The organism is Caballeronia sp. LZ016 (genome assembly GCF_031450805.1).
Taxonomy (GTDB): domain Bacteria; phylum Pseudomonadota; class Gammaproteobacteria; order Burkholderiales; family Burkholderiaceae; genus Caballeronia.
In genome coordinates this window covers 302,417-322,884 of sequence record NZ_JARTVY010000005.1, presented here as the reverse complement: position 1 = coordinate 322,884, position 20,468 = coordinate 302,417, and the positions used below count along the sequence as shown (strand labels likewise).

Below are 20,468 nucleotides of genomic sequence, written 5' to 3'. Positions count from 1 at the left end.
GGTCAGTGACAGGAACTGCTTCGGCTGCGATCCGAACGCGCGGCGCGACCTGTTGAAGTTTTTCGCAAATGGATGGAAGGAAAGCCTGCTCTCCAACATCCGACATCGACACGCGGAATTCGCGCGTACTGGTCGCAGGATCGAACGGTTCACCGTGACGCAACGCCTCCCTTGCAGCCGCAAGGGCCCGGCCAATTGGATCCTTCAGCCGCTGTGCTACGGAGGTCGGCAACATGCCTTCCGGCGTGCGCACGAATAACGGGTCATCAAACATTGCGCGAAGCCGTCCCAATGCGTAGCTCGTGGCCGGCTACGAGAGGCCCAAGCGCTTGCCTGCATGAGTCAGGCTCCGCTCTTCGAGAACCGCTTGAAACACGCGAAGCAAGTTAAGGTCGACCTTATTGAAATCCGCCACGTTTATACCGTCCATATTATTTATGAATTTGACGGATAGTACAGGGAAGACACGTATAGATCTGCAGAGAGCCTCCGGAGGGTCTTGCCGTTCGACAGGTCGTGCACGATCAGTCCGCCCAGGCCCGAGTCGGTCAGATACATCGTCGAACCGTGAAAACGCAGATCGTTCAGTTGAGCGCCGATGGGCAGGATGGCGTCGTCGAAGCGCAGGACATCGAGCACGCGTCCGGAGTCGGGATCGAGCCGGACCAGCTTTTGAGCGCCTCGGTCGAGCGTCTTATTGACGTACGGGAAGGCTGTGGCGTTCAGTGAACCCTGATCCACACACCAAACGGTGTCGTCCGAGAAGATGTGCACGGAGAGATCAACCATAGCGGTTGTACATCGTCTCCACTGCGCGCCTGTTCGCGAGAATCGGAATGCTGAATTTGGTGGTGCGCGAAGCCTGCCCTTCAGGCGCGACCTTCAACGAGGTCTGGTCAGATAAGCGTGATGGTGTCGGTTATTGCTCATCAAAGCCGCTGGCCTGCATCGGCGAATCACTGCGGATAGCGGTTGGCCGTCCGAACTCACGTGGCCGCAGTCCCGCATGAAACCAGTCGATCAGGCTGACGATATCAAATACTGGCACGCCAAAACGCTCAGCGATCAATGCCGAATAGGGCGCGAAGTTGGCGCACTCGCTGACGATCGCGCCCACTTCAGGATGCTGCTGAAGCAATCGGGCTGCGCAATCGAGCACGTCCTGCGCCTGTTCATCGAAGCTCACGTGCGCCGCATCATTCATCTGGTTTTCAAAGAAGCGTGAAGTTTCGGGCAAGCCGACGACGGGCGTCGTCGGGTCGGCGTGCGCGGCGACGAGGTGCGACGCCGTCAATGCCGACGACTTCGCGGTCAGCACGCCCACACGCTGATTGCCCGGCAGCACGCTCGCCGCGAGCGCAATCTGCAGCAGGCTCGATGTAGCGACGGGCACCACGCAGCGTGCCGCAATGTCCTCCTGGAACGCGGCAAGAAAACCGCAGCTGGTCGCAACGCCATCGACGCCAAGACGCGCGAGTCGGTTGGCGGCATCGACGAAACGGTCGATGAGGGGGGCCGCCGCGCGCCGGTCGCCCGCGGCGGCCGCCATCACCATCGGGCCGGTCACGCCTTCCATAAGCGCGTATTGGACGGGAAAGCGCCACGTTGCGCCATGGCCGATATCGCCGGGCAAGCGCGCGAAGCCGGTATCGAGCATCAGGATGCCGATGCTCACGCCATGCACGGTGCGTGTGCGCGCCGGCTTCATCAGTTAATGAAGCATTTGCAATCGGCAAGTGAGGGCGCGATCGGAAGACCAAGCGCCGCCATCTTCGCCCGATTGATGATCGCGACATAGTCCTGAGCCTGTGGCCGATAGACCGCCAGCGCGGACGGCTTCGCGCCATGCAGCATCTGCACTGCGAGATCGGCAGCGTGCGCGCCTTGCGATTCGTAGGACGGCGCATACGCCACCGCAACGAGATTGCCCTTCTTGATGAGTTCGTGCTCCGCGCTCAAAATCGGCGCCTTCATGCGATCAGTCACTGACGCAAGCGCGGGCAGCGCCGATTGCACGAGGTTCGATCCGATCGCGTAGAAAAAGCCGACGCCCTTCATGGCGGCGGCGCGCTGCGGCACGTCGATGGTCGCATCGACCGATGTCGCGATCATGGTCAGCTTCGCGCGCGCAGCGGCAGCCTTGAGACTCGCCACCGCTTCCACGTCGTTCACTTCGCCCGCGTTGTACAGTACCCCGAACGATGTCGCGTCGGGAAACACGCGTTTCGCGAAGGCGAGCACGGCATCGTAATCGGTGACCGTCGCCGTGCCGACGATGCGATCGCTGCCATGCGCCCAGTCCGGCACGAGACCGGCGGCGACCGGATTTGTCACCTGCGCGAAAATGAGCGGGATCGAGCGGTCCGGCACATTGCGCACCGATGCCTGCGCAACCGGCGTCGTCACCGTGAGGATCACAGCGGGATGTTTCGCGACGATCTGCGCGAGCGACTGCGGCACGAGGCCCGGCGTGAAGTTCGCATCGCTATAGACGTATTCGGTGTTGCTGCCTTCGATATAGCCTTGCTTCGCCATTTCGTCCTTGAATCCGGCGATGGTGCGCGAAAGCGCGGGGTGCGGTCCGAAGTTCGCAATGCCGATCACGGTGCGCGCCTGTGCGCAGGCACTACCCGTGTGCAGCAATGCCACCGAGAGCGCGAGTCCGCACAGCTTGCCCGTCAAGTCAGAAAGAGAACGCATGCTGGATGCCCGAAGAGTTGGCTGCTTGCGATTGTGCGAACGAAGGCCCGCATGAGCGAGCCGACAAAATAAACAAACCCGATTGCCTATGTAATTGGCCGCGTGTCCTCGCATTGCCCGGCGCATCGCACGGAAGATGCACGTACGAAGCGTGCGTATGGGGGATTTCACGCACGTTCGATGAAGCGTCGAGGGCAAGCGTGAGTCAAGCGAGCCTCAAATGGAGGATTTCGGTTCTAAGTTTTTTTATCGGATTGCCGGTTCGAGCGGCGGTTTTTAGTCTGCGTGGCGTGGCATCCAGCCATGCACTAGCGCTGCTTGCAACGCCCCGACCTCACGACGCTCAACGCCGCCTGAACGAGACAAGAACATGAAACGAATTTGCTCTACCGTGCTGCTGCTTGCAGCGGCCACCGCCGCACACGCGCAAACTTCGCCCGCCGACAACAGCGTCACGCTGTACGGCGTGCTGATGGAAGGCCTCATCTACACGAACAATTCGCTCGCCGGAGCGTCGCTGTCGACGGCCAATGGTCCAAGCCGCTGGGGCATGCGCGGCGTCGAAAATCTGGGCGGGGGCTTGAGCACAGTGTTCCAGCTCGAAGGAGGTTTTGATCCGAACTCGGGAAGATCGGCACAGGGTGGCCGCGAGTTCGGCCGTCAGGCTTTCGTGGGTCTGCAATCGAAAGACTACGGCACGATCACTTTCGGCCGCCAATACGACGTGACGCAGGACTGGCTCGCGCAGTATTCGGCGGCGTACATGTGGAACGGCTATGCCGCGACCGTCGGCGACAACAACAACTTCAACTTCCAGTTCCGCACCAACAACGCGGTGAAGTACGTGTCGCCGAACTATCGCGGCTTGCAGGGTGCGGCGATGTACAGCTTCGGCGGCGTCGCCGGCAGCTTCGGGAACCAGAGCGCATTCAGCTTCGGCCTGAACTATGCAAACGGCCCGGTGACCTTGTCGGCGGCGTACATGCACATGAACCATCCGGCGATTGCATCGAGCGAAGGGCTGTGGAACACGGCGCTATTCGCGTCGATATCGCCCGAATCGCCGACCCTCGCGCTCGCGGTCTCGCCATCGAGCATGGAAATCTACGGCGCGGGGGGATCGTTCGTAGCGGGACAGACGACCTTCGGTCTCGTCGTCACGCATAGCCGATACGACGATCTCGGCGTCGCCGAACTGGGCCTCGCCAACGGACGCGCGGGCTACACCAACATCGAGGCGAACGTGAGCCGGTACATCACGCCGGCGTATCAGCTCTCGTTCGACTACACGTACACGTTGGGAAAGGTGCAACCCACGGATTTTTCTCCCAAGTATCATCAGTTCTCGCTGTTTAACAACTACTTCCTGTCGAAGCGCACCGCGCTCTATCTCGACGCCATCTTTCAGCTCGCCGCCGGCGATGCGCAGCACGCGAACATCGAATATGCGAGCAGCGGCGGGGCATCGACGAGCAAGCGCCAGCTCGCGGTGACGGCGGGCATCTTCCACCGTTTCTGATCGAATGAGCGATACCGCCGCGACCCTCTCCGGAGACGCTTCCTTGCCTGACACCTTTTCGCCAGCGCGTCGCAGCGGGGCCGCGATCTTTGCCGACGCGTTGCGCCGGTTCGACGTGCCTGTGGTGACGTTCATTCCCGGCGAAGGCATTCTGGAACTCGTCGATGCCCTCGCCGTGCGCGCGCCCGCGATCCGTCTTGCGAGCTTCCGGCACGAAGCCGGCATGGCCTACGCAGCGCAGGCCATCGGCCAGTTGAGCGGCCAGCCCGCCGTGTGCCTCGCGGCCCGCGCGCCGGGCGCGTTGAACACGACGCTCGCGATCCACACCGCGCATACCGACAGCGCGCCGCTCGTGATGATCGTCGGTCAGGCGGACATGCAGTGCTCCGAGCGCGAGGCCATGCTCGGCGTCGGGCATTTTCATCAAGTGTTCGGCCCGCTGACGAAGTGGGTGGGGCTGATCGAATCGGCGTTGCGCATTCCGGAAATGCTCGCGCGGGCGTGGCATGTCGCGATGTCGGGCCGTCGCGGGCCGGTCGTGCTCGTGCTGCCGGAAGACGTGTCGCGCGAGATGGCCGATGTCGCCGACCTGCCCCGTCCGGCGGCCATCGCCGCCGCGCCCGCATCGCATGATCTCGCGCGCTTCGCGACGCTGCTGGCCGAGGCGCGGCGGCCGCTCCTGATCGTCGGGGGAACCGGCTGGCAAGCCGCGTCGCTGAAGACGCTGACGGCGCTCGCCCGCGCGCACGGCTTGCCTATCGCGACGACGTACCGGCGACGGGATCTGATCGATCACGACGATCCGAACTTCGCGGGCGAGATAGGCCTCGGTATCGATCGCGCGCTGGCGGCGCGCATCGGTGAAGCCGATTGCATCATCGCGTTGAATGCGCGTCTCGGCGAGCTCAACACGGTCGGCGCGGGAGCGTTCAGCGGCTTCACGCTATGGACGCCGCCGCGCCAGGCGAACGTGCTGGTGCATATTCATGCCGATGCAAGCGAGCTCAACGCTGCGTATCGCGCGGACCTCGCGATTCCCGCCGATGCCGACGCCTTCGTCGGCGCTTGGGCCGCTGCCGCCGATGCGCCCGCTCCGGGCGATGAACGCATCGCATGGGTTCGCGCAGCGCGAGCAGACCGCATCGCGTTCGTTGGAAGCGGACGATGTTCCGGTCCGCTCGATCTGCGCGCGGTATTTGAATCGCTCGATGCCGCCTTGCCCCGCAATGCGCTCGTCGCGTCCGGCGCGGGCGCCTATGCGCTGTGGCCGCAGCGGTATCTGCGGCATCGCCGGCCCGCCACGCAACTCGGCCCGAAAAGCGGAGCGATGGGCTACGGCCTGTCCGCCGCTATCGGCGCCGCGTTGCTCGATCCGGCGCGGCGCGTGGTCGCTATCGCGGGCGACGGCTGCTTCATGATGCACGCCGAAGAACTCGAAACCGCCGTGCGCCTCGGCCTGAACCTGCTCGTGATCGTGGTGAACAACCGCGCTTACGGCGCGATCGGCAACGCGCAGCGGCGGCTGTTCGACCGCACGACGGGCACGGCGCTCGGCGTCATCGACTTCGCCGCTTTCGCGCAGTCGTTCGGCGCGCGCGGCGAATCGGTCGATACCACCGAAGCCTTCGCGCCGGCGTTGCAGCGGGCGTGGGCATCGGGCGGCGTGTCGCTGATCGAATTGCGCGTTCCTTCCACTGTCACCCGGCCCGTCGATTGACGGCACTTCAAGGCAAACGATGAATCACTCTCTATCCGGCAGGCACGTCGCCGTGGTCGGCGCGGGCATCGCGGGACTCACGGCCGCTTACCGGCTGAAGCAGGCGGGCGTGCGCGTGACGGTGTTCGATGCAGCGGGCGTCGTCGGCGGACGCATGGGCGACCGGCGCACCGGCGATCTCGTCTACAACAGCGGCGCGCGCCTCGTCTATCCGTTCGGGCAGGCGTTCAACCGTCTCGTCGATGACCTCGCGATGCACGACGCCCTCGTGCCGCTGCATCGGCTGACCGCGCAGTGCAAGTCGCCGCAGGGCGAGCACACCATCGAACTGATGCCGTCGCCGCGCTCCCTGGCGACGCCCGGCCTTGGCGCCGGCGAACGCGTGCGCCTCGTGGCTCACGCCATCGCGATGCTGCGTGCGAAGAAGCAGGTCGATCCCGACTGGGCGACGAGCGCGCTTGCCGTCGATGCGCGCCTCGACGACATGACGCTTGCCGCGTATATCCGCGAGACGCTAGGACCGAACGTGCTTACGCGCATGATCGAGCCGGTCTTCCGGGCGACGCGCAGCTTCAATCCGGAAGATCTGTCCGCGCTGTTCTATGTATCGACGGTGCCGCATATGGTCGGGCAGAGCACGGTGAATACGCTGAAAGGTGGCATGGGCCGCGTCTGCCACGCGCTCGCAGCGCAACTGGATTTGCGGACCGGCTTGCCGGTGCGCAAGATCAGGCGTCATGCCGACGGCGTCGAACTCGCGCTGCAAAACGGCGAGCTGTTTCGCGCCGACTATGCGGTGTGCGCGGTCGAGGGGTCGCTGGCAAAAGCAATCGTCGATGAACCCACGCAAGCCGAACGCCGGATGCTCGATGCCGTGCGCTACAACTCGCTCGGCGTCGTCCATTACGGTTTTGCAAAGCCGCTGCCGCCGATGATGCAGTTCGCAATGCGCGGCCTGCCCGGACGCATCGCCACGTATCAGCAGTTGCCCGCTGCGCCCGCGAACGGCCGGCCGCTTACGCAGATTTACTGCCAACTCACGCCGGAAGCCGCCAGTGAAGCCGTGCAGCGCGGCGTCGAACATGAACTCGATGTCCTTATTCGCGATGAATTGCGCGCCCGCATTCCCGGCTTCGACCGGCATGTGGTGGCGGTTGCGAATCAGTGGATAGCGCGCAAGCTGCCGGTGTTTTCGCCGGGCTACGGCGCGCGCGTGAACCAGTTCTGGCGCTGGCAGGAGCAACGGGCGGATGACTATTCGGAAGCGCGCGCGGCGCCTGTCGTGTATTGCGGCGACTGGCTGTCGCAAGCGCTGCTGACGGGCGCCTGCGCGAGCGGCGAGCGCGCCGCGCGGATTCTCGTCGAACGCATGCGCGCTGCCGTGCCGCGCGTGGCCGCCTGAAATATAGGCAAAGCGGCGCGAGTTGTAGCCAAACGGCAATTGCACCGCTCGCTTTAATGTCGCGCAAAACAACGGTGATAAAAATATCGCCGAGCCGCCGTCCGCTCCCGTCGCGGAGCGCCGAACCCGATACCCGGAACACAACATGAAAGAACGCTTCAGCACGAGCGCACGCTCGACGAACCGCACGTTGTCGACAGCACTGGGCGCGATCTGCGCGGCCGTATTCGCCGTGACCGCGCTGCCGGCCGCGGCGGACCAGACCGTCATCGGCATTGCCAACCTCGGGCCGCATCCGTCGCTCGAAAAGACCATCGACGGCTTCAAGCAGCAGATGGCGAAGGAAGGCTATGTCGAAGGCAAGAACGTCAGCTACGTCTACAGCGACGCCAACTTCACGCAGGCCCTGATGCCGCAGATGTTCTCGCAGATCGCCGCGAAGCATCCCGCGCTTATTCTCACGGTGACGACTTCGGTCTCGCAGGTGGCGCGCTCGGCGGTGCCCGATGCGAAGACGCCGCTCGTCTTCACCGAAGTGACCGACCCGGTCGCGGCTGGCCTCGTGCCGGGCTGGAAGCAGGGCGGCGACCGCTTCACGGGATCGTCGGACCTGCAGGATTTCGATGCCGTGCTCGCCTTCGCGAAGAAGGCGTTCCCCGGTGTGAAGTCGTTCGGCACGCTCTACAACCCCGGCGAAGCGAACGACGTCGTGACGACGAAGGCGCTCGAAGCCGCGGCCGAGCGCGCGGGGCTCACGTTCAAGGCCGTCAGCGTCGATACGGTCAACGACATCACGCAGCGCGCGCAACTCTTGAAAGGCGTGGGCTTCGTGTACATCACCGGATCCAATCTCGTGCAGTCGGCCATCCCCGCCGTCGCCGCGAGCATGCAGCGCCTCAAGATTCCGGTCCTGAGCTCGGAGACCGAGTTCATCAAGAAGGGCATGGCGACCGCGTCGTATGCAGTGTCGCTGGAATCGGTCGGTGCGAATGCCGCGAAGCTCGCGGGCCGCGTGCTGAAGGGCGAGAAGACATCGGCGCTGCCGCCCGTATTGCCGACGCAATCGGACTACGTCACGCAGATCAGCAAGAGCCAGTATCAGGCGCTGGGGTTGACGGTGCCCGCCGCTTTCGAGGACTGCAAATGCTTCATCAACTGAACGGACGCAATCGGGCCAAGGTAACGACGATGCGCGAGCGCCACATTCCCATGCTGTCGGCGGAGAAGATCTGCAAGACATTTCACCCCGGCACCGTGGATGAGCGCATCGCGTTGTCGGATGTATCGCTCAAGCTGTTCGCCGGCGACTTCGCTGTCGTGGTGGGCGGCAACGGCGCGGGCAAGTCGACGTTCCTCAATCTGCTTGCAGGGGAAGTCACGCCCCACAGCGGCGCGATTGTGATCGACGGACGCGATGTGACGCCGCTGCCCACGCACAAGCGCGCAAGGCATATCGCCCGGGTGTTCCAGGACCCGTCGGTCGGAACCGCTGCGGCGCTAAGCCTCGAAGAGAACCTCGCGGTGGCGAACCGGCGCGGCCTCAAGCGATCGTTCGGGCTGGGGCTCACGAGCGCGTTGTCGAAGGAATTCTGCGACCGCATGGCGTCGTTCGACCTCGGGCTTGAAAAGCGCCTGAAGACGAAGGCGTCACTGCTGTCGGGTGGCCAGCGTCAGGCATTGTCGCTGTTGATGGCCGTGCTGCAGCGCCCCGAACTGCTGCTGCTGGACGAACACACGGCCGCGCTCGATCCGCGCACGGCGGCCATCGTAATGCGCGTGACCGAGCAGGTCGTGCGCGAGCAGAGCCTCACGACGATGATGGTCACGCACAACATGCAGCACGCCATCGACTTCGGCAATCGCCTGATCATGATGCGCGACGGACGCATCGTCGGCGATTTGTCCGGCGACGCGAAGCGCGCGATGACCATCGAGAAGCTGATGGCCTACTTCAACGAGGAGCCGGCGACGGCCGTGACGGTGAACGCATGAACTTCCTGAGTGGTTTTGTCGATCTGGTCCCGGTCGGCCTGATGCAAGGGTTGACCTATGCGTTGATCGCGATTGCGATCATGATCCCGTTTCGCATCCTCAACTTCGCCGACATGACGGGCGAGGGCGCGTTTCCGTTCGGCGCGTGCGTGTGCGCGAAGCTGCTGATGCTCGGCCTCAATCCGGTGATGGCCCTGCTCGGCGGCGCGCTGGCGGGCTTTCTCGCGGGAATTGTCACCGGCTATATCCACGAGAAGGCGAAGGTCAACACGCTCCTGTGCGGCATTCTCGTGTTGTCGATGCTCTACTCGATCGATATCCGCGTGATGGGCCAGCCGAATGCCGCGCTGTTCGCGTTTCCCAGCGTGTTCTCATGGCTTCCCGGCGATGGCGGCGGCTATCTGCCGCGTATCGCGATGCTCGGCGTGATCGACGTGGCGATAGCCGCGTGCGTATTGTGGTTCCTCGGCACTGAGCATGGACTCGCGATGCGCGCGATCGGATCTAGCGCGTCGATGGCGAAGGCGCAGGGCATCAACGTGAAGGTGTACACACTCGTCGGTCTCGGCCTGGCGAACCTGTTTGCCGCGATGGGCGGTGCGATGCTCGCGCAGAACCAGGGTTTCGCCGACGTGAATATGGGCTTCGGCGTGCTCGTGAACGGACTCGCTGCGCTGCTGCTCGGCGAAGCGGTGATCGGCAATCGCTCGATGACGCGGCAGGTGATCGCGCCGGTCATTGGCTCGATCATCTACTTCCAGTTGATCTCCGTCGTGCTCGCGCTCGGGTTCCAGCCATCTGACCTCAAACTCGTGACGGCGCTGTTCGTGCTCGGCACTTTGCTGTCGATGGCGACGCGCAAGAAGCGCGGCGCGTCGAAGAAAAAGCTCGAGCCGGTGGGCGCGAAGGTCTGACGCTGCGAACGCTCGAGAAAGAAGGGCCGCCCGGGAGATTCGAGCGGCCCTTGTGCATTGCGCCTCGATCAGCGCAAGCCTTGCCAGCGTGCGTAGGCGTGGTCGTCGTTGAGGCCGAACTGATCGATCACGCGCTGCACCGTGTAATCGACCAGTTCGTCGATGCTGCCAGGCTTTGCATAAAACGACGGCAGCGGAGGCATGACTACCCCGCCCATCTGCGTCACGAGCGTCATGTTGTTCAGATGCGCGAGCGTGAGCGGCGTTTCACGCGCGAGCAGCACGAGCTTGCGCCGCTCCTTCAGTGTGACATCGGCTGCGCGCGTGACGAGGTTGTCGTCGAGACCGTGCGCGATGGCCGCGAGCGTCTTCATCGAGCACGGCGCGATGACCATGCCGTCATGCTGGAACGATCCGCTCGCGAGCGTCGCGCCGATCTCGTTCGGCTCGTGCCACTGGTCGGCGCGCGCACGCATCGCGTTGCGATCGAGCGCCATCTCGTCATGCAGCGTAAGCCATCCGGCGCGCGAGACGACGAGATGCGTTTCCACCGCGCGTTCGCGCAGCGCCGCGAGCAGACGCACGCCATAGGCGGCGCCCGTCGCGCCCGTGATCGCAACGACGATACGGCGTGGGCGTTGCGCCATCATCGCAACGCCCGCGCGACGGCTTGCGGCAGATAGTCTTCGAGCACGAGCGTATCGACGCCCGGAATCGACTTGCGATCGAACTCCGCTTCGCGGCCCCAGGGCTTCGTCGCATCGATGGCGAGACGTCCCCAGTGATCCTTGTGGGCATCGCGATAGAAGCCAGGCACGTTTTCGATGACCATCGTGCGCGTGTCCGCGCGCCCGCGTGTGAGGAACGCCCAGATTACCTCGTCCATGTCGTAGATGTCGATGTCCTTGTCCACGACGATGCACAGCTTGTTGTAGTCGAGATGCGAGCCGAGCGCGGCGAGGAGCGCGTGTTGCGCATGGCCGTCGTATTGCTTGTCGATCTTGATGATCGTATTCATCACCGTGGGCTTGCACGTGACGTCCAGCACGCCGCGCACCTGCGCCGATATCGTCTTGTAGATGCGTGCGGCCGTTGCCGCTTCGAGCGGTCGCAGGTCTTCGTCGGACCCGCAAATGAGGCCATGAAACACCGCGCCTTCACGCCAGCCGACATGCGTGACTTCGAACACATGGTTGTCGCCGACTTCGACGTAATAGCCCATGAATTCGCCGAACGGACCTTCGGGACGCCGCTCGTTCGGCAGGATACGGCCTTCGATGACGATCTCGGCGGCCACCGGAATGTCGAGGTCGACGGTAAGCGCGCGGCGCATCGCGAGCGGGCCGCCGCGAATGGCCGCGGCGAGCGCGAGTTCGTCGCCTTCCGGCGGCAGCGACACGCACGCGCTGATGAACAGCTCGGGCGCCGCGCTGATCAGAATGGCGGCTTCGAGCGCCTCGCCGCGCGCTTCCGCTCGCAACTGGTACTGCGCGAGGTCGTGACTGCTGCCGAGGCGAATGCGCAGTTCGTCGTCGGAGACGACCATCGAGCGATGGAACGAGAGGTTCGGCACGCCAGTATCCGGGTCCTTTGCGAGAAAGATGCCCGAGGTAATGTACGGCGCGCCGTCGCGTTCGTGATACGTGAGGATCGGCAGGTCGGACAGCTTGCCGGTGATCCAGTCCGATGGCATCGGCACATGTTCGACAGTGTTGTCGAGAGTCGATGCAAGCGTTATCTCGCGATCCAGACGCGCGCAGAACGTCTCTTCCGGCGCGCAGCGGATAATTTCGCGCAGACGGTCGTGATCGCTATAGAGATTGAGCAGCACGGGCAGCTTGCTGCCGCGGACGTTTTCGAAGAGCACGGGCTTCGTTGTTTCGCGCTGCAGGCGTCGCGCGACGGCGGCGGCTTCGAAGCGCGGATCGACTTCGCGCGTGACGGTCAGCAAGTCGCCGCGTGCGCGCAGCCGGGAGAGGTAGTGTTTCATCGTGAAAGAAGGCATGACGAGGGATGAGCGCGGACTGCGCGCCTGTGGCTTTCTTATACCCGCGGCATTTTTTGCCGGGATGCGCAAAGAAGCCGCGATCATAGGAGAAGCGGTTTTTTTCGCCGGGTCCGTCGATGCATCGCGCTCGGGTCGCCACGATACTTTTGGCGACCCATAATGCAGGTTCATGAATGATCGAGCGCGCGTCCAGGCAGTAGTGCCGCACGCAACGGCCAGGAGACAGAATGACCGATTCACACGCTGGACTCTTCAGGAATGCGCTCGCAGGCCGGCAGGCACGCCTCACCGAAGCGTTCTATCAGCTGCGCGTGCAGCCCGATTGCGTGAGCGTTCCGGAGTTCGGCTTATACGGCGGAACCGTCACGGTGCCAGGCGGTGCGGAAGAGGGCGTGTGGAAGATGGCGAGCATCCGCGACGAAATCTATCTCGTCGTATCGGACTGCAACTATGCGCATAGCCGCTCGGAGAAGATCCTTCCCGAAGGCTTCGTCGAGTTTCATTTTTCGATTGCCGGACCGGCGAGCGTCGACTTCTCTGATACAGGGCATCTGCATGTCAACGCGCCGAATCTCCTCGTGTGCAGCCAGGGCGCGGACGTGCAGTATCAGGTGACGTGCGGGCCGGGGCCGTGGCAATCGGTCGGCATGTATGTGACGCGGCGCTATTTCGACCGCCTCGTGCATGCGCTCGGGGGCGAGGCCGACAAGATTCGCGCGGAGCTGGCGTCGATCGATCGCGATCAGATCTACAACCGGCAGATGCCCTTTAGTGTCGACGCGCTGCAGATTGCCGAGCAATTGCTGGCATCGCCGTACAAGGGTGCGCGTCAGCTTTTCTATCTCGAAGGCAAGTGCAACGAAATACTGTGCGCGTGCATTGAAATGTGGCTCGCGCATCTGCGCGACGATTCGCCGGGCGAGACGCTTTCCGCGCGCGATCTTCGGCTGATCGAACAGGCGCAGCGGATGATCGTCGCGGACTTGCGCGTCGCGCCGACGATTCCGGAACTGGCGCGCGCCGTTGGCACGAATGCGTCGAAGCTGAAGCGCGGTTTCAAGTTTCTATATGGCATGACGATCTTCGAATACGGGCATCGGTGCCGCATGAATCATGCATTGCGATTGCTCGTCGACGAGCGCTTGCCCGTTGGACAAGTCGCCCTTGCGACGAGCTATCAGCATCAGACGAGCTTCACCGCGGCGTTTCGCGACTACTTCGGCTTCGCGCCGAAAGATGCGCGGCGTCTCGCGAGTCCTTCCACGCAGCAGCGCGATGCACCGGAAGCCGCGCGTGCAAGAAGCGAAACGCACAACACGGATACCGCGGACAAGCGTTGATATCGGAACAACGCTCTCAGTTGTAGGAAATCGGCCGCATCCGGCGCGCGTGGCTGCCGTGTCGAAATATCTGTTGTTAGCATCGTCCTTACTTTGGACAACCGCCCAATTACCGGGCAGACAACAGACCGGAAACACGATGAAGTCAATTAAGGTACGCAATCCGCGCACGGGCGAACACGACTACGAATTCAATGCGGCATCCACGGACGATGTCGCGCGCGTGATCGCGCAGGCACGCGATGCGCAGCGCGCATGGAACGCGCTCGGACTCGAACATCGCACGAAGGCGCTCGGCGAATGGGCCGCGCAACTCGAGGCGAACGGCCAGGAAATCGTCGATGCGCTGTCCGTCGATACGGCGCGCCGCCGCATTTCCAAGGAAGAACTCGGCGCGGTCATTCACTTCATCCACGGCTTTTGCGATGCCGCACCCGAAGTGCTCGCCACGCCGTTCCGCAAGCTCGAAGCGCATCCCGATGTCGTATTCAAGGTGACGTATGCGCCGTATCCGGTGGTCGGCGTCATCAGCCCGTGGAATTTCCCGCTCGTGCTGTCCTTCATCGATGCGATTCCCGCACTTGTCGCGGGCGCGGCCGTCGTCATCAAGCCGAGCGAAGTCACGCCTCGCTTCGTCGAACCGCTCAAGCGATCGCTCGATGCGGTGCCGGCGCTCAAGGGCATCGTCAATCTCGTGCAGGGCGCGGCCGAAACGGGCGCGGCGATCGTGGCGCAATCGGATGCCGTCGTGTTCACCGGCAGCGTGCCGACGGGCCAGAAAATCGCGGCAGCGGCGGCGCAAGCCTTTGTTCCCGCGTTCCTCGAACTCGGCGGCAAGGATGCGGCCGTCGTGCTCGAAGGATCGGACGTGAAGCGCGCGGCGACCAGCATTTTGCGCAGCGCGCTCTATAACTCGGGTCAGGTTTGCTATGCGATCGAACGCGTGTACGCGCACGACTCGCTCCACGATGCGCTTGTCGCCGAACTCGCGACGCAAGCGCAGACGCTCAAGCGCAGTCACGCAGCGGGCGACGGCGGTCACTACGGCCCGATGATCTTCGGTCAGCAGGCGTCCATCATCGATGCACAACTCGACGATGCGCTCGCGAAGGGCGCGAAGATCGTGCTCGGCGGCAAGAGCGAGACGGTGAACGGCGCCGTGTGGATCGATCCGACCATCGTCACCCATGTGACGCACGAGATGACGCTGATGACGGACGAGACTTTCGGGCCTGTGGTGCCGGTCATGCGCTTCTCGACCCCGGACGAAGCCGAGCGCCTGATGAACGATTCGATGTTTGGCCTGAGCGGCGCGGTATTCGGCCCGGACACGCACACGGCCGGCGACTTCGCGACGAAGATGGAAGCGGGCGGCGTGAGCATCAACGATACCGAACTGCCGCGCGTGATGATGTTCGCCGGCGAGAAGACTGCGTTCAAGAAGTCGGGCATGGGCGGATCGCGCTATGGCTCGACCAGCATCATGCGCTACGTGAGAAAGCGCGCGCTGCTGGCGAACGAGGGACCGGTGCCGCCGCTCGACAAGCTGGCGGAACTCTGATGAACGAAGGCGCGTCGGACGACGCGCCTTTTTTCCGATCCCGCCCGACGCTCTATCGTCTGTTCTCGGACACGTCGAATCTGAGGTATGGAGGTGAGTGGTGCCCTGCCTTCAGCATGGCGCCAGCGGCGCGCTGCGTAGCGTCAAGGATCTGCCGGGTCTGCCCGTTATCGGCAATCTCTTTTCAGTTAGCGCCTCCGAAGCTGCATCTGACGCTTGAGCATTGGGCGAAGCGATATGGGTCACCTTATTGCGTGCAACCGGGCACGCTGCCGACGAGCGTATGAACTGTAGGGACGCAGGGCAGACCTGCTCCAGCCCGTGATGCGAGCGGCCCTGGGTCTACGGACGCATCGCGCCTGATGGATCCCGTGCTCGCTAAACTCGGCGGCAATGGCGTGCTCCGCGGAAGGCGCGGTATGCGCGCCACAGCGACGGCTCGTGAGGCACGCGCGGTTTCCGTCGAACATCAAGTCCTTCTTTCCAGCGCGTGCGGCCATCGCCGAGAGTTTCTCGTCCGTCGGCAAGAGGCTGCGAGCGCGCGCAGAACTCTAAATAACCGACGAACGCACACGCTATACCGTCACTAACGAGTTCGGTCACATTCGGTGAATACCCGCATACGCTGGAACGTGAGCGCGGTGTCTTCGGGAACATCTCGCGCTGATTCCGCCTGCACTGATGAGGCGCATTTCGGCGCTCGTTCCGTATTGGCGCGTCAGCCTACACAGCACAGGCGTCTTGTGCGTGCGATGGCAAGCGTGCATGACTCTGCAATTCGGAGATGCGTGTCTGCCGACGTCGTCTCTAATGGAGCGAGTTCTTCTTTTTCCATTGACGTTCAGATGATCACGCTGCTGGCCGGGGCAGAGTAGATGCCGTTCTCAGCCAGATGTTCGCTCTCGCAATGTGTCTGACGGCGATTCTCCGAACGCTTTCGCGTAGGCAATCGAGAAACGGCCCAAATGGAAGAAGCCGCAGGCTAGTGCAATATCTGCGATGCGGGCCCGCGGCCCTGCCGCAAGCAGCGCCTCGCGCGCCTGCTGCATGCGGACATCGCGCAGAAACTGCATCGGGCTGATGCCCCGTGCGATATGAAACCGCTCGCGCAACGTCCTCGCCGATACTCCCGCCGCGCGAGCGATGTCCTCGAGTTGCAACGGCTCGCCCGCGTGCGCGCGCATGAATTCTTCAGCCCGCCTGACGAATGCAGGCGCGAGCGATGACTGCGCAAGCGCCGCACGCGGCTCGCTCGGCAACGCACAAGCAAGCAGATCGATCAACAGCCCTTCCATGTGTCCGGCGACATGCGCATTCGAACGTGCGCTTTCCAGTAGAGCCGATGATCCCGTGAGCGCCCGCAACTGCTGCATCCATCCCTGCAAGGGCGGACTGTCGATGCAGATGCGCGGCGACAGCAACGCGCCGGCTTCACGGCTCGCTCGTCTGAACGCGTCGGCGTCGATGCGAAGGACGAATTGCTCGCAGTCCGGCGACAACGACGCGTCGAACGGCTGGCCCGGCGCGCACAGCACCGCGTTATTGCGATCGACGGCGAGCGTGGCATCGAGCGTGCGGACCTCTGCGTGACCTCGCAGACAGAACATCAGAAGATAGTAGCCATCGACGGATTCGACATCCACATGCATGGACGTGCCGAACGAAATGGCGCCGAGTCCGAGGCGGCCCAGCTTGACGAAGTCCATGTATGAATGCCCGCGGTCCTTACCCGAAGGCACCAGCACATGCGGCTGCATGACCCGCGAGATAAGGTCGCGCGTCTCGTCGAGATCGTTAGATTCGAAAAGCCGATAGCTGCGTAACGCGTCGGGCGCGAAAAAAGTCGGGGACATGGCTATGCGAGCGAAAGCAGATTAAACCGCCGTTTTTGGATAGTACGTGAATCAGCGCCGTTTTTGGTGGATAGACCCGCCATTCTCTCTCTTCAAAAATGCGATGACACCGTGACGTATCGATTACGGCGCCCCCGCAACAGGAGAACATCCGTGGAAACGGCTGAACTGGCTTTTCGTCCGCAAGGTCCGACCGATTCGGATCACGTTCATTTCCCGCACGACGACGGCTCTCGCGTGCCCTATAAAGTCTTCAGCTCGCAAGCCGTCTACGACCGCGAGCAGGAGCGCATCTTTCGCGGCCCGACCTGGAATTTCGTCGCGCTCGAAGCGGAAATTCCCAAAGCCGGCGATTACAAGAGCACGTTCGTCGGCGATACGCCTGTCGTCGTAACAAGGCTGGAGGATGGCGGGCTCGCCGCGTGGGTCAACCGCTGCGCGCATCGCGGCGCGTCCGTGTGCCGCAAATCGCGCGGCAACGCGACATCGCATACCTGCGTGTATCACCAGTGGAGCTTCGACAACAGCGGCAATCTGCTCGGCGTGCCGTTCAGGCGCGGGCAGAAGGGCATGACCGGCATGCCCGCCGATTTCGACCCGAAGAATCACAGCCTGCGCAAGCTGCGCGTCGATAGCTACAAGGGCCTCGTCTTTGCGAGCTTCAGCGATGAAGTCGCGCCGCTGCCCGAGTATCTCGGCGCGCAAATGCGCCCGTGGATCGACCGCATCTTTCACAAGCCGATCGAATATCTCGGCTGCACGCGTCAGTATTCGAAGTCCAACTGGAAGCTCTACTTCGAAAACGTGAAGGACCCGTACCACGCGAGCATGCTGCATCTGTTCCATACGACGTTCAACATCTTCCGCGTCGGCATGAAGGCGCGCTCGATTCCCGACGCGACGCATGGCCTGCACAGCATCATCACGGTGACGAAGACGGGCGAAGACACGTCGTCCGCGTACAAGCAGCAGAACATCCGTTCGTTCGATGAAGGCTTCGCGCTCGAAGACGATTCCATTCTGGGACTCGTCTCCGAATTCGAAGAAGACACGACGAACCACATTCAGCCCATCTTCCCGCAACTCGTCATCCAGCAGATTCACAACACGTTGGTCGCGCGCCAATTGTTGCCGAAAGGGCCGAACAACTTCGAACTGGTTTTCCACTTCTTCGGCTATGCGGACGATACGCCCGAGCTGCGCGCGCTGCGCATCAAGCAGGCGAATCTCGTCGGCCCCGCCGGTTACATCTCGATGGAAGACACCGAAGCGACCGAGCTCGTGCAGCGCGGGACCGTGCGCGATGCGGATGCGACTTCCGTCATCGAGATGTCGCGCGCCAATCCTGATCAGCAGGATACGGTCATCACCGAAAGCCTGATCCGCAAGTTCTGGGTCGGTTATCAGCAACTGATGGGCTATTGAGCAGCGAGGCGACGCATGGAACAGATGAAGCTGTGGTTCGAACTGCACATCCTGCAGGACCAATACATCAACGCGCTCGATAACGACAGGCTCGAAGCGTGGCCCGCGCTCTTCACGGAGGACTGCCTCTACGAGATCGTGCCGAAGGAGAACGCGGACATGGGCTTGCCCGTCGGGATTATCCACTGCACGAACCGGAAGATGCTGCGCGACCGCGTCGTGTCGCTGCGGCACGCGAATATCTTCGAGGAGCATAGCTACCGGCACATGACGTCGGGGCTCGCCGTGACGCGTGAAGAAGACGGCGTGATCGAGACCGAGAGCAACTACGTCGTGATTCAGACGCGCACCAACGGCGAGTCGAACGTCTATCAGGCGGGCAAGTATTTCGACAAGGTCGTGCGCACCGAAGACGGCCTGCGTTATCAGGCCAAGCGCGTGATCTACGACACATCGCGCGTGCAGACGCTGCTCGCGACGCCGATCTGAGGAGCCGACATGGACCAAGCGACGAATACCTGGCAAGCCATCGGCATGCTCGACGACTTCACCGCAGGCGAGCCGTCAGCGGTCGTCGCGGGCGACAAGCCGGTGGCGGTCTTTCGCATCGGCGATGAAGTCTTCGCGTTGCACGACCTCTGCACGCACGGACACGCGCGGCTGTCGGAAGGCTATGTCGAAGATGGCTGCGTGGAATGTCCCCTGCATCAGGGGCTTTTCGATATCCGCAGCGGCGCGCCGCGCTGCGCGCCCGTGACCGAAGCGGTGCGCAGCTATCCAATCCGCATCGTCGATGGACAGGTCGAGATTCATGTCGAGTAAGCCCTATGTGATCGTCGGCGCGGGACACGCCGCGCGCCGCGCAGCCGAAACGCTGCGTGCGCGCGATGCCGATGCGCACATCGTCATGATCGGCGATGAACGCGCGTTGCCCTATGACCGCCCCGAACTGTCGAAAGGCGCGTTGCTGTCGGAAGAAGGTGAGCGCCGCATCTTCATTCGCGATGCCGCCTGGTATGACGCACAACGTGTCGACATGCGGCTCGGCATGCGTGTCGATGCGATCGATCGCGCATCGCAAAGCGTCATGTTGAGCGATGGTTCGCGCATCGAGTACGAGCGTCTGCTGCTTGCTACAGGATCGCGCGTGCGGCCGTTTCCGGGCCACGTCGATGACGGCGTGAAGCTGCACTACGTCCGCACCGTCGACGATGCACGCGCGTTGCGCGCGGCGCTTTTGCCGGGCAAGCGCGTGGCGGTGCTGGGCGGCGGCTTCATCGGTCTCGAAGTGGCGGCGTCCGCGATCAAGGCCGGCTGCGCGGTCGTGCTCGTCGAGCCTGCTGAACGGCTGCTCGTGCGTTCGATGCCGCGCGAGGTCGCCGACTTCATCCACGCGCTGCATCGCGGCAAAGGCGTTGACATGCGGCTCGCTACGAAGCCGCTCGCCGTGAGACGCGGTGCGGGTCACGCGATCGTCGAGACGGATCGCGGCGATATCGAGGCGGACATCGTCGTGATCGGCATCGGTGTCGTGCCGAACGTGGAGCTTGCGCAGGCAGCGGGGCTTGCGGTGAGCAACGGCATCGTCGTCGATGAGCAATGCAGAACCGATGATTCCGCGATCTTCGCGGCAGGCGAGGTCACGATGCATTTCAACCCGCTGCTGCAGCGCCATGTGCGCGTGGAATCGTGGCAGGTCGCCGAGAACCAGCCGGTCGTCGCGGCCGCGAACATGCTCGGCGCACAAGAGCGTTACGCGGAGACGCCGTGGCTCTGGTCCGATCAGTACGAGTGCAACGTGCAGACGCTCGGCCTCTTCGATGCCGCGCATACGAGCGTGCTGCGCGGTGATCCGTCGTCGGGTTCCTTCTGCGTGCTCGCGTTGAACGATTCGGGCGCGTTGGCCGCCGTTGCCGCCGTCAATGCGGGCCGCGACATGGGCGCATGCAAGCGGCTGCTTGCAGCGGGCAAGCCACTCGGTATCGACGCGCTTCGCAACACCGCCGTGCCATTGCGCACGCTGCTTGCCGCATGAAC

Annotated in this window: 18 protein-coding genes and 1 pseudogene; 12 read left to right on the top strand and 7 right to left on the bottom strand. The window is 63.2% G+C overall.

Annotation, left to right across the window (positions count from 1 at the left end):
• Position 1 precedes the first annotated feature (1 nt).
• The 4 genes and pseudogenes from P9220_RS25255 to P9220_RS25240 form a co-directional block, all read right to left on the bottom strand.
• Positions 2-415 (bottom strand): annotated as a pseudogene (locus P9220_RS25255) (LysR family transcriptional regulator); the annotation flags it as partial.
• Positions 416-435: 20 nt separating this feature from the next.
• A complete protein-coding gene (locus P9220_RS25250; protein WP_309768585.1) occupies positions 436-789 on the bottom strand; it encodes a hypothetical protein in 354 nt (117 codons plus the stop codon).
• 130 nt (positions 790-919) lie between these two features.
• Positions 920-1,708 carry an aspartate/glutamate racemase family protein gene (locus P9220_RS25245; RefSeq protein ID WP_309768584.1) on the bottom strand — a complete coding sequence of 263 codons (789 nt, stop codon included), beginning with the start codon at positions 1,706-1,708 and terminating at the stop codon, positions 920-922.
• Entirely contained in the window at positions 1,708-2,700 is a 993-nt protein-coding gene (locus P9220_RS25240; RefSeq protein ID WP_309768583.1) for an ABC transporter substrate-binding protein, read from the bottom strand. The genes P9220_RS25245 and P9220_RS25240 overlap by 1 nt, the downstream gene beginning before the upstream one ends.
• Before the next feature lie 370 nt (positions 2,701-3,070).
• Here P9220_RS25240 and P9220_RS25235 point away from each other — a divergent pair, with 370 nt between their 5' ends.
• The 6 genes from P9220_RS25235 to P9220_RS25210 all read left to right on the top strand — a co-directional run bounded on the left by P9220_RS25235 (position 3,071) and on the right by P9220_RS25210 (position 10,244).
• Positions 3,071-4,219 (top strand): porin, encoded by a 1,149-nt coding sequence (locus tag P9220_RS25235; RefSeq protein ID WP_309768582.1) that lies wholly within the window; start codon positions 3,071-3,073, stop codon positions 4,217-4,219.
• Between the two features lie 43 nt (positions 4,220-4,262).
• A complete protein-coding gene (locus P9220_RS25230) occupies positions 4,263-5,936 on the top strand; it encodes a thiamine pyrophosphate-dependent enzyme (protein ID WP_309768581.1) in 1,674 nt (557 codons plus the stop codon).
• A gap of 19 nt (positions 5,937-5,955) precedes the next feature.
• Positions 5,956-7,338 (top strand): NAD(P)/FAD-dependent oxidoreductase, encoded by a 1,383-nt coding sequence (locus tag P9220_RS25225; protein ID WP_309768580.1) that lies wholly within the window; start codon positions 5,956-5,958, stop codon positions 7,336-7,338.
• Positions 7,339-7,483: 145 nt separating this feature from the next.
• Positions 7,484-8,497: an ABC transporter substrate-binding protein gene (locus tag P9220_RS25220; protein WP_309768579.1), complete on the top strand. Its 1,014-nt coding sequence runs from the start codon at positions 7,484-7,486 to the stop codon at positions 8,495-8,497.
• Between the two features lie 50 nt (positions 8,498-8,547).
• On the top strand, positions 8,548-9,330 hold the full coding sequence (locus P9220_RS25215) for an ATP-binding cassette domain-containing protein (RefSeq protein WP_309768927.1): 783 nt from the start codon (positions 8,548-8,550) through the stop codon (positions 9,328-9,330).
• A complete protein-coding gene (locus P9220_RS25210; protein ID WP_309768578.1) occupies positions 9,327-10,244 on the top strand; it encodes an ABC transporter permease subunit in 918 nt (305 codons plus the stop codon). Before P9220_RS25215 ends, P9220_RS25210 begins: the two co-directional genes overlap by 4 nt.
• A gap of 68 nt (positions 10,245-10,312) precedes the next feature.
• On the opposite strand, the gene P9220_RS25205 is transcribed toward P9220_RS25210, so the two are convergent.
• Together P9220_RS25205 and P9220_RS25200 are read right to left on the bottom strand one after the other, a co-directional pair.
• Entirely contained in the window at positions 10,313-10,891 is a 579-nt protein-coding gene (locus P9220_RS25205) for a UbiX family flavin prenyltransferase (RefSeq protein WP_404980242.1), read from the bottom strand.
• Positions 10,891-12,234, bottom strand: coding sequence for a UbiD family decarboxylase (locus tag P9220_RS25200; RefSeq protein WP_309768576.1), 1,344 nt, complete (start codon positions 12,232-12,234; stop codon positions 10,891-10,893). Before P9220_RS25200 ends, P9220_RS25205 begins: the two co-directional genes overlap by 1 nt.
• A 245-nt stretch (positions 12,235-12,479) precedes the next feature.
• Between P9220_RS25200 and P9220_RS25195 the strand changes: the two genes are divergently transcribed.
• Positions 12,480-13,592 carry an AraC family transcriptional regulator gene (locus tag P9220_RS25195; protein ID WP_309768575.1) on the top strand — a complete coding sequence of 371 codons (1,113 nt, stop codon included), beginning with the start codon at positions 12,480-12,482 and terminating at the stop codon, positions 13,590-13,592.
• Positions 13,593-13,731: 139 nt separating this feature from the next.
• Positions 13,732-15,153 carry an aldehyde dehydrogenase family protein gene (locus tag P9220_RS25190; protein WP_309768574.1) on the top strand — a complete coding sequence of 474 codons (1,422 nt, stop codon included), beginning with the start codon at positions 13,732-13,734 and terminating at the stop codon, positions 15,151-15,153.
• An 884-nt stretch (positions 15,154-16,037) separates the two neighbouring features.
• On the opposite strand, the gene andR is transcribed toward P9220_RS25190, so the two are convergent.
• Positions 16,038-17,006, bottom strand: a complete 969-nt coding sequence (gene andR, locus P9220_RS25185; protein ID WP_309768573.1) for an anthranilate 1,2-dioxygenase regulatory protein AndR — start codon at positions 17,004-17,006, stop codon at positions 16,038-16,040.
• A gap of 153 nt (positions 17,007-17,159) precedes the next feature.
• Here andR and andAc point away from each other — a divergent pair, with 153 nt between their 5' ends.
• The 4 genes from andAc to andAa are packed head-to-tail and all read left to right on the top strand — an operon-like array spanning position 17,160 to position 20,466.
• Positions 17,160-18,431 (top strand): anthranilate 1,2-dioxygenase large subunit AndAc, encoded by a 1,272-nt coding sequence (gene andAc, locus P9220_RS25180; protein WP_309768572.1) that lies wholly within the window; start codon positions 17,160-17,162, stop codon positions 18,429-18,431.
• Between the two features lie 15 nt (positions 18,432-18,446).
• Positions 18,447-18,920, top strand: coding sequence for an anthranilate 1,2-dioxygenase small subunit AndAd (andAd, locus tag P9220_RS25175; RefSeq protein ID WP_309768571.1), 474 nt, complete (start codon positions 18,447-18,449; stop codon positions 18,918-18,920).
• Between the two features lie 9 nt (positions 18,921-18,929).
• The gene (gene andAb / locus P9220_RS25170; protein WP_309768570.1) at positions 18,930-19,253 is read left to right on the top strand and encodes an anthranilate 1,2-dioxygenase ferredoxin subunit AndAb; all 324 of its coding nucleotides are present in this window, start codon (positions 18,930-18,932) and stop codon (positions 19,251-19,253) included.
• A complete protein-coding gene (andAa, locus tag P9220_RS25165; protein ID WP_309768569.1) occupies positions 19,243-20,466 on the top strand; it encodes an anthranilate 1,2-dioxygenase system ferredoxin--NAD(+) reductase in 1,224 nt (407 codons plus the stop codon). The genes andAb and andAa overlap by 11 nt, the downstream gene beginning before the upstream one ends.
• Positions 20,467-20,468: the final 2 nt, after the last annotated feature.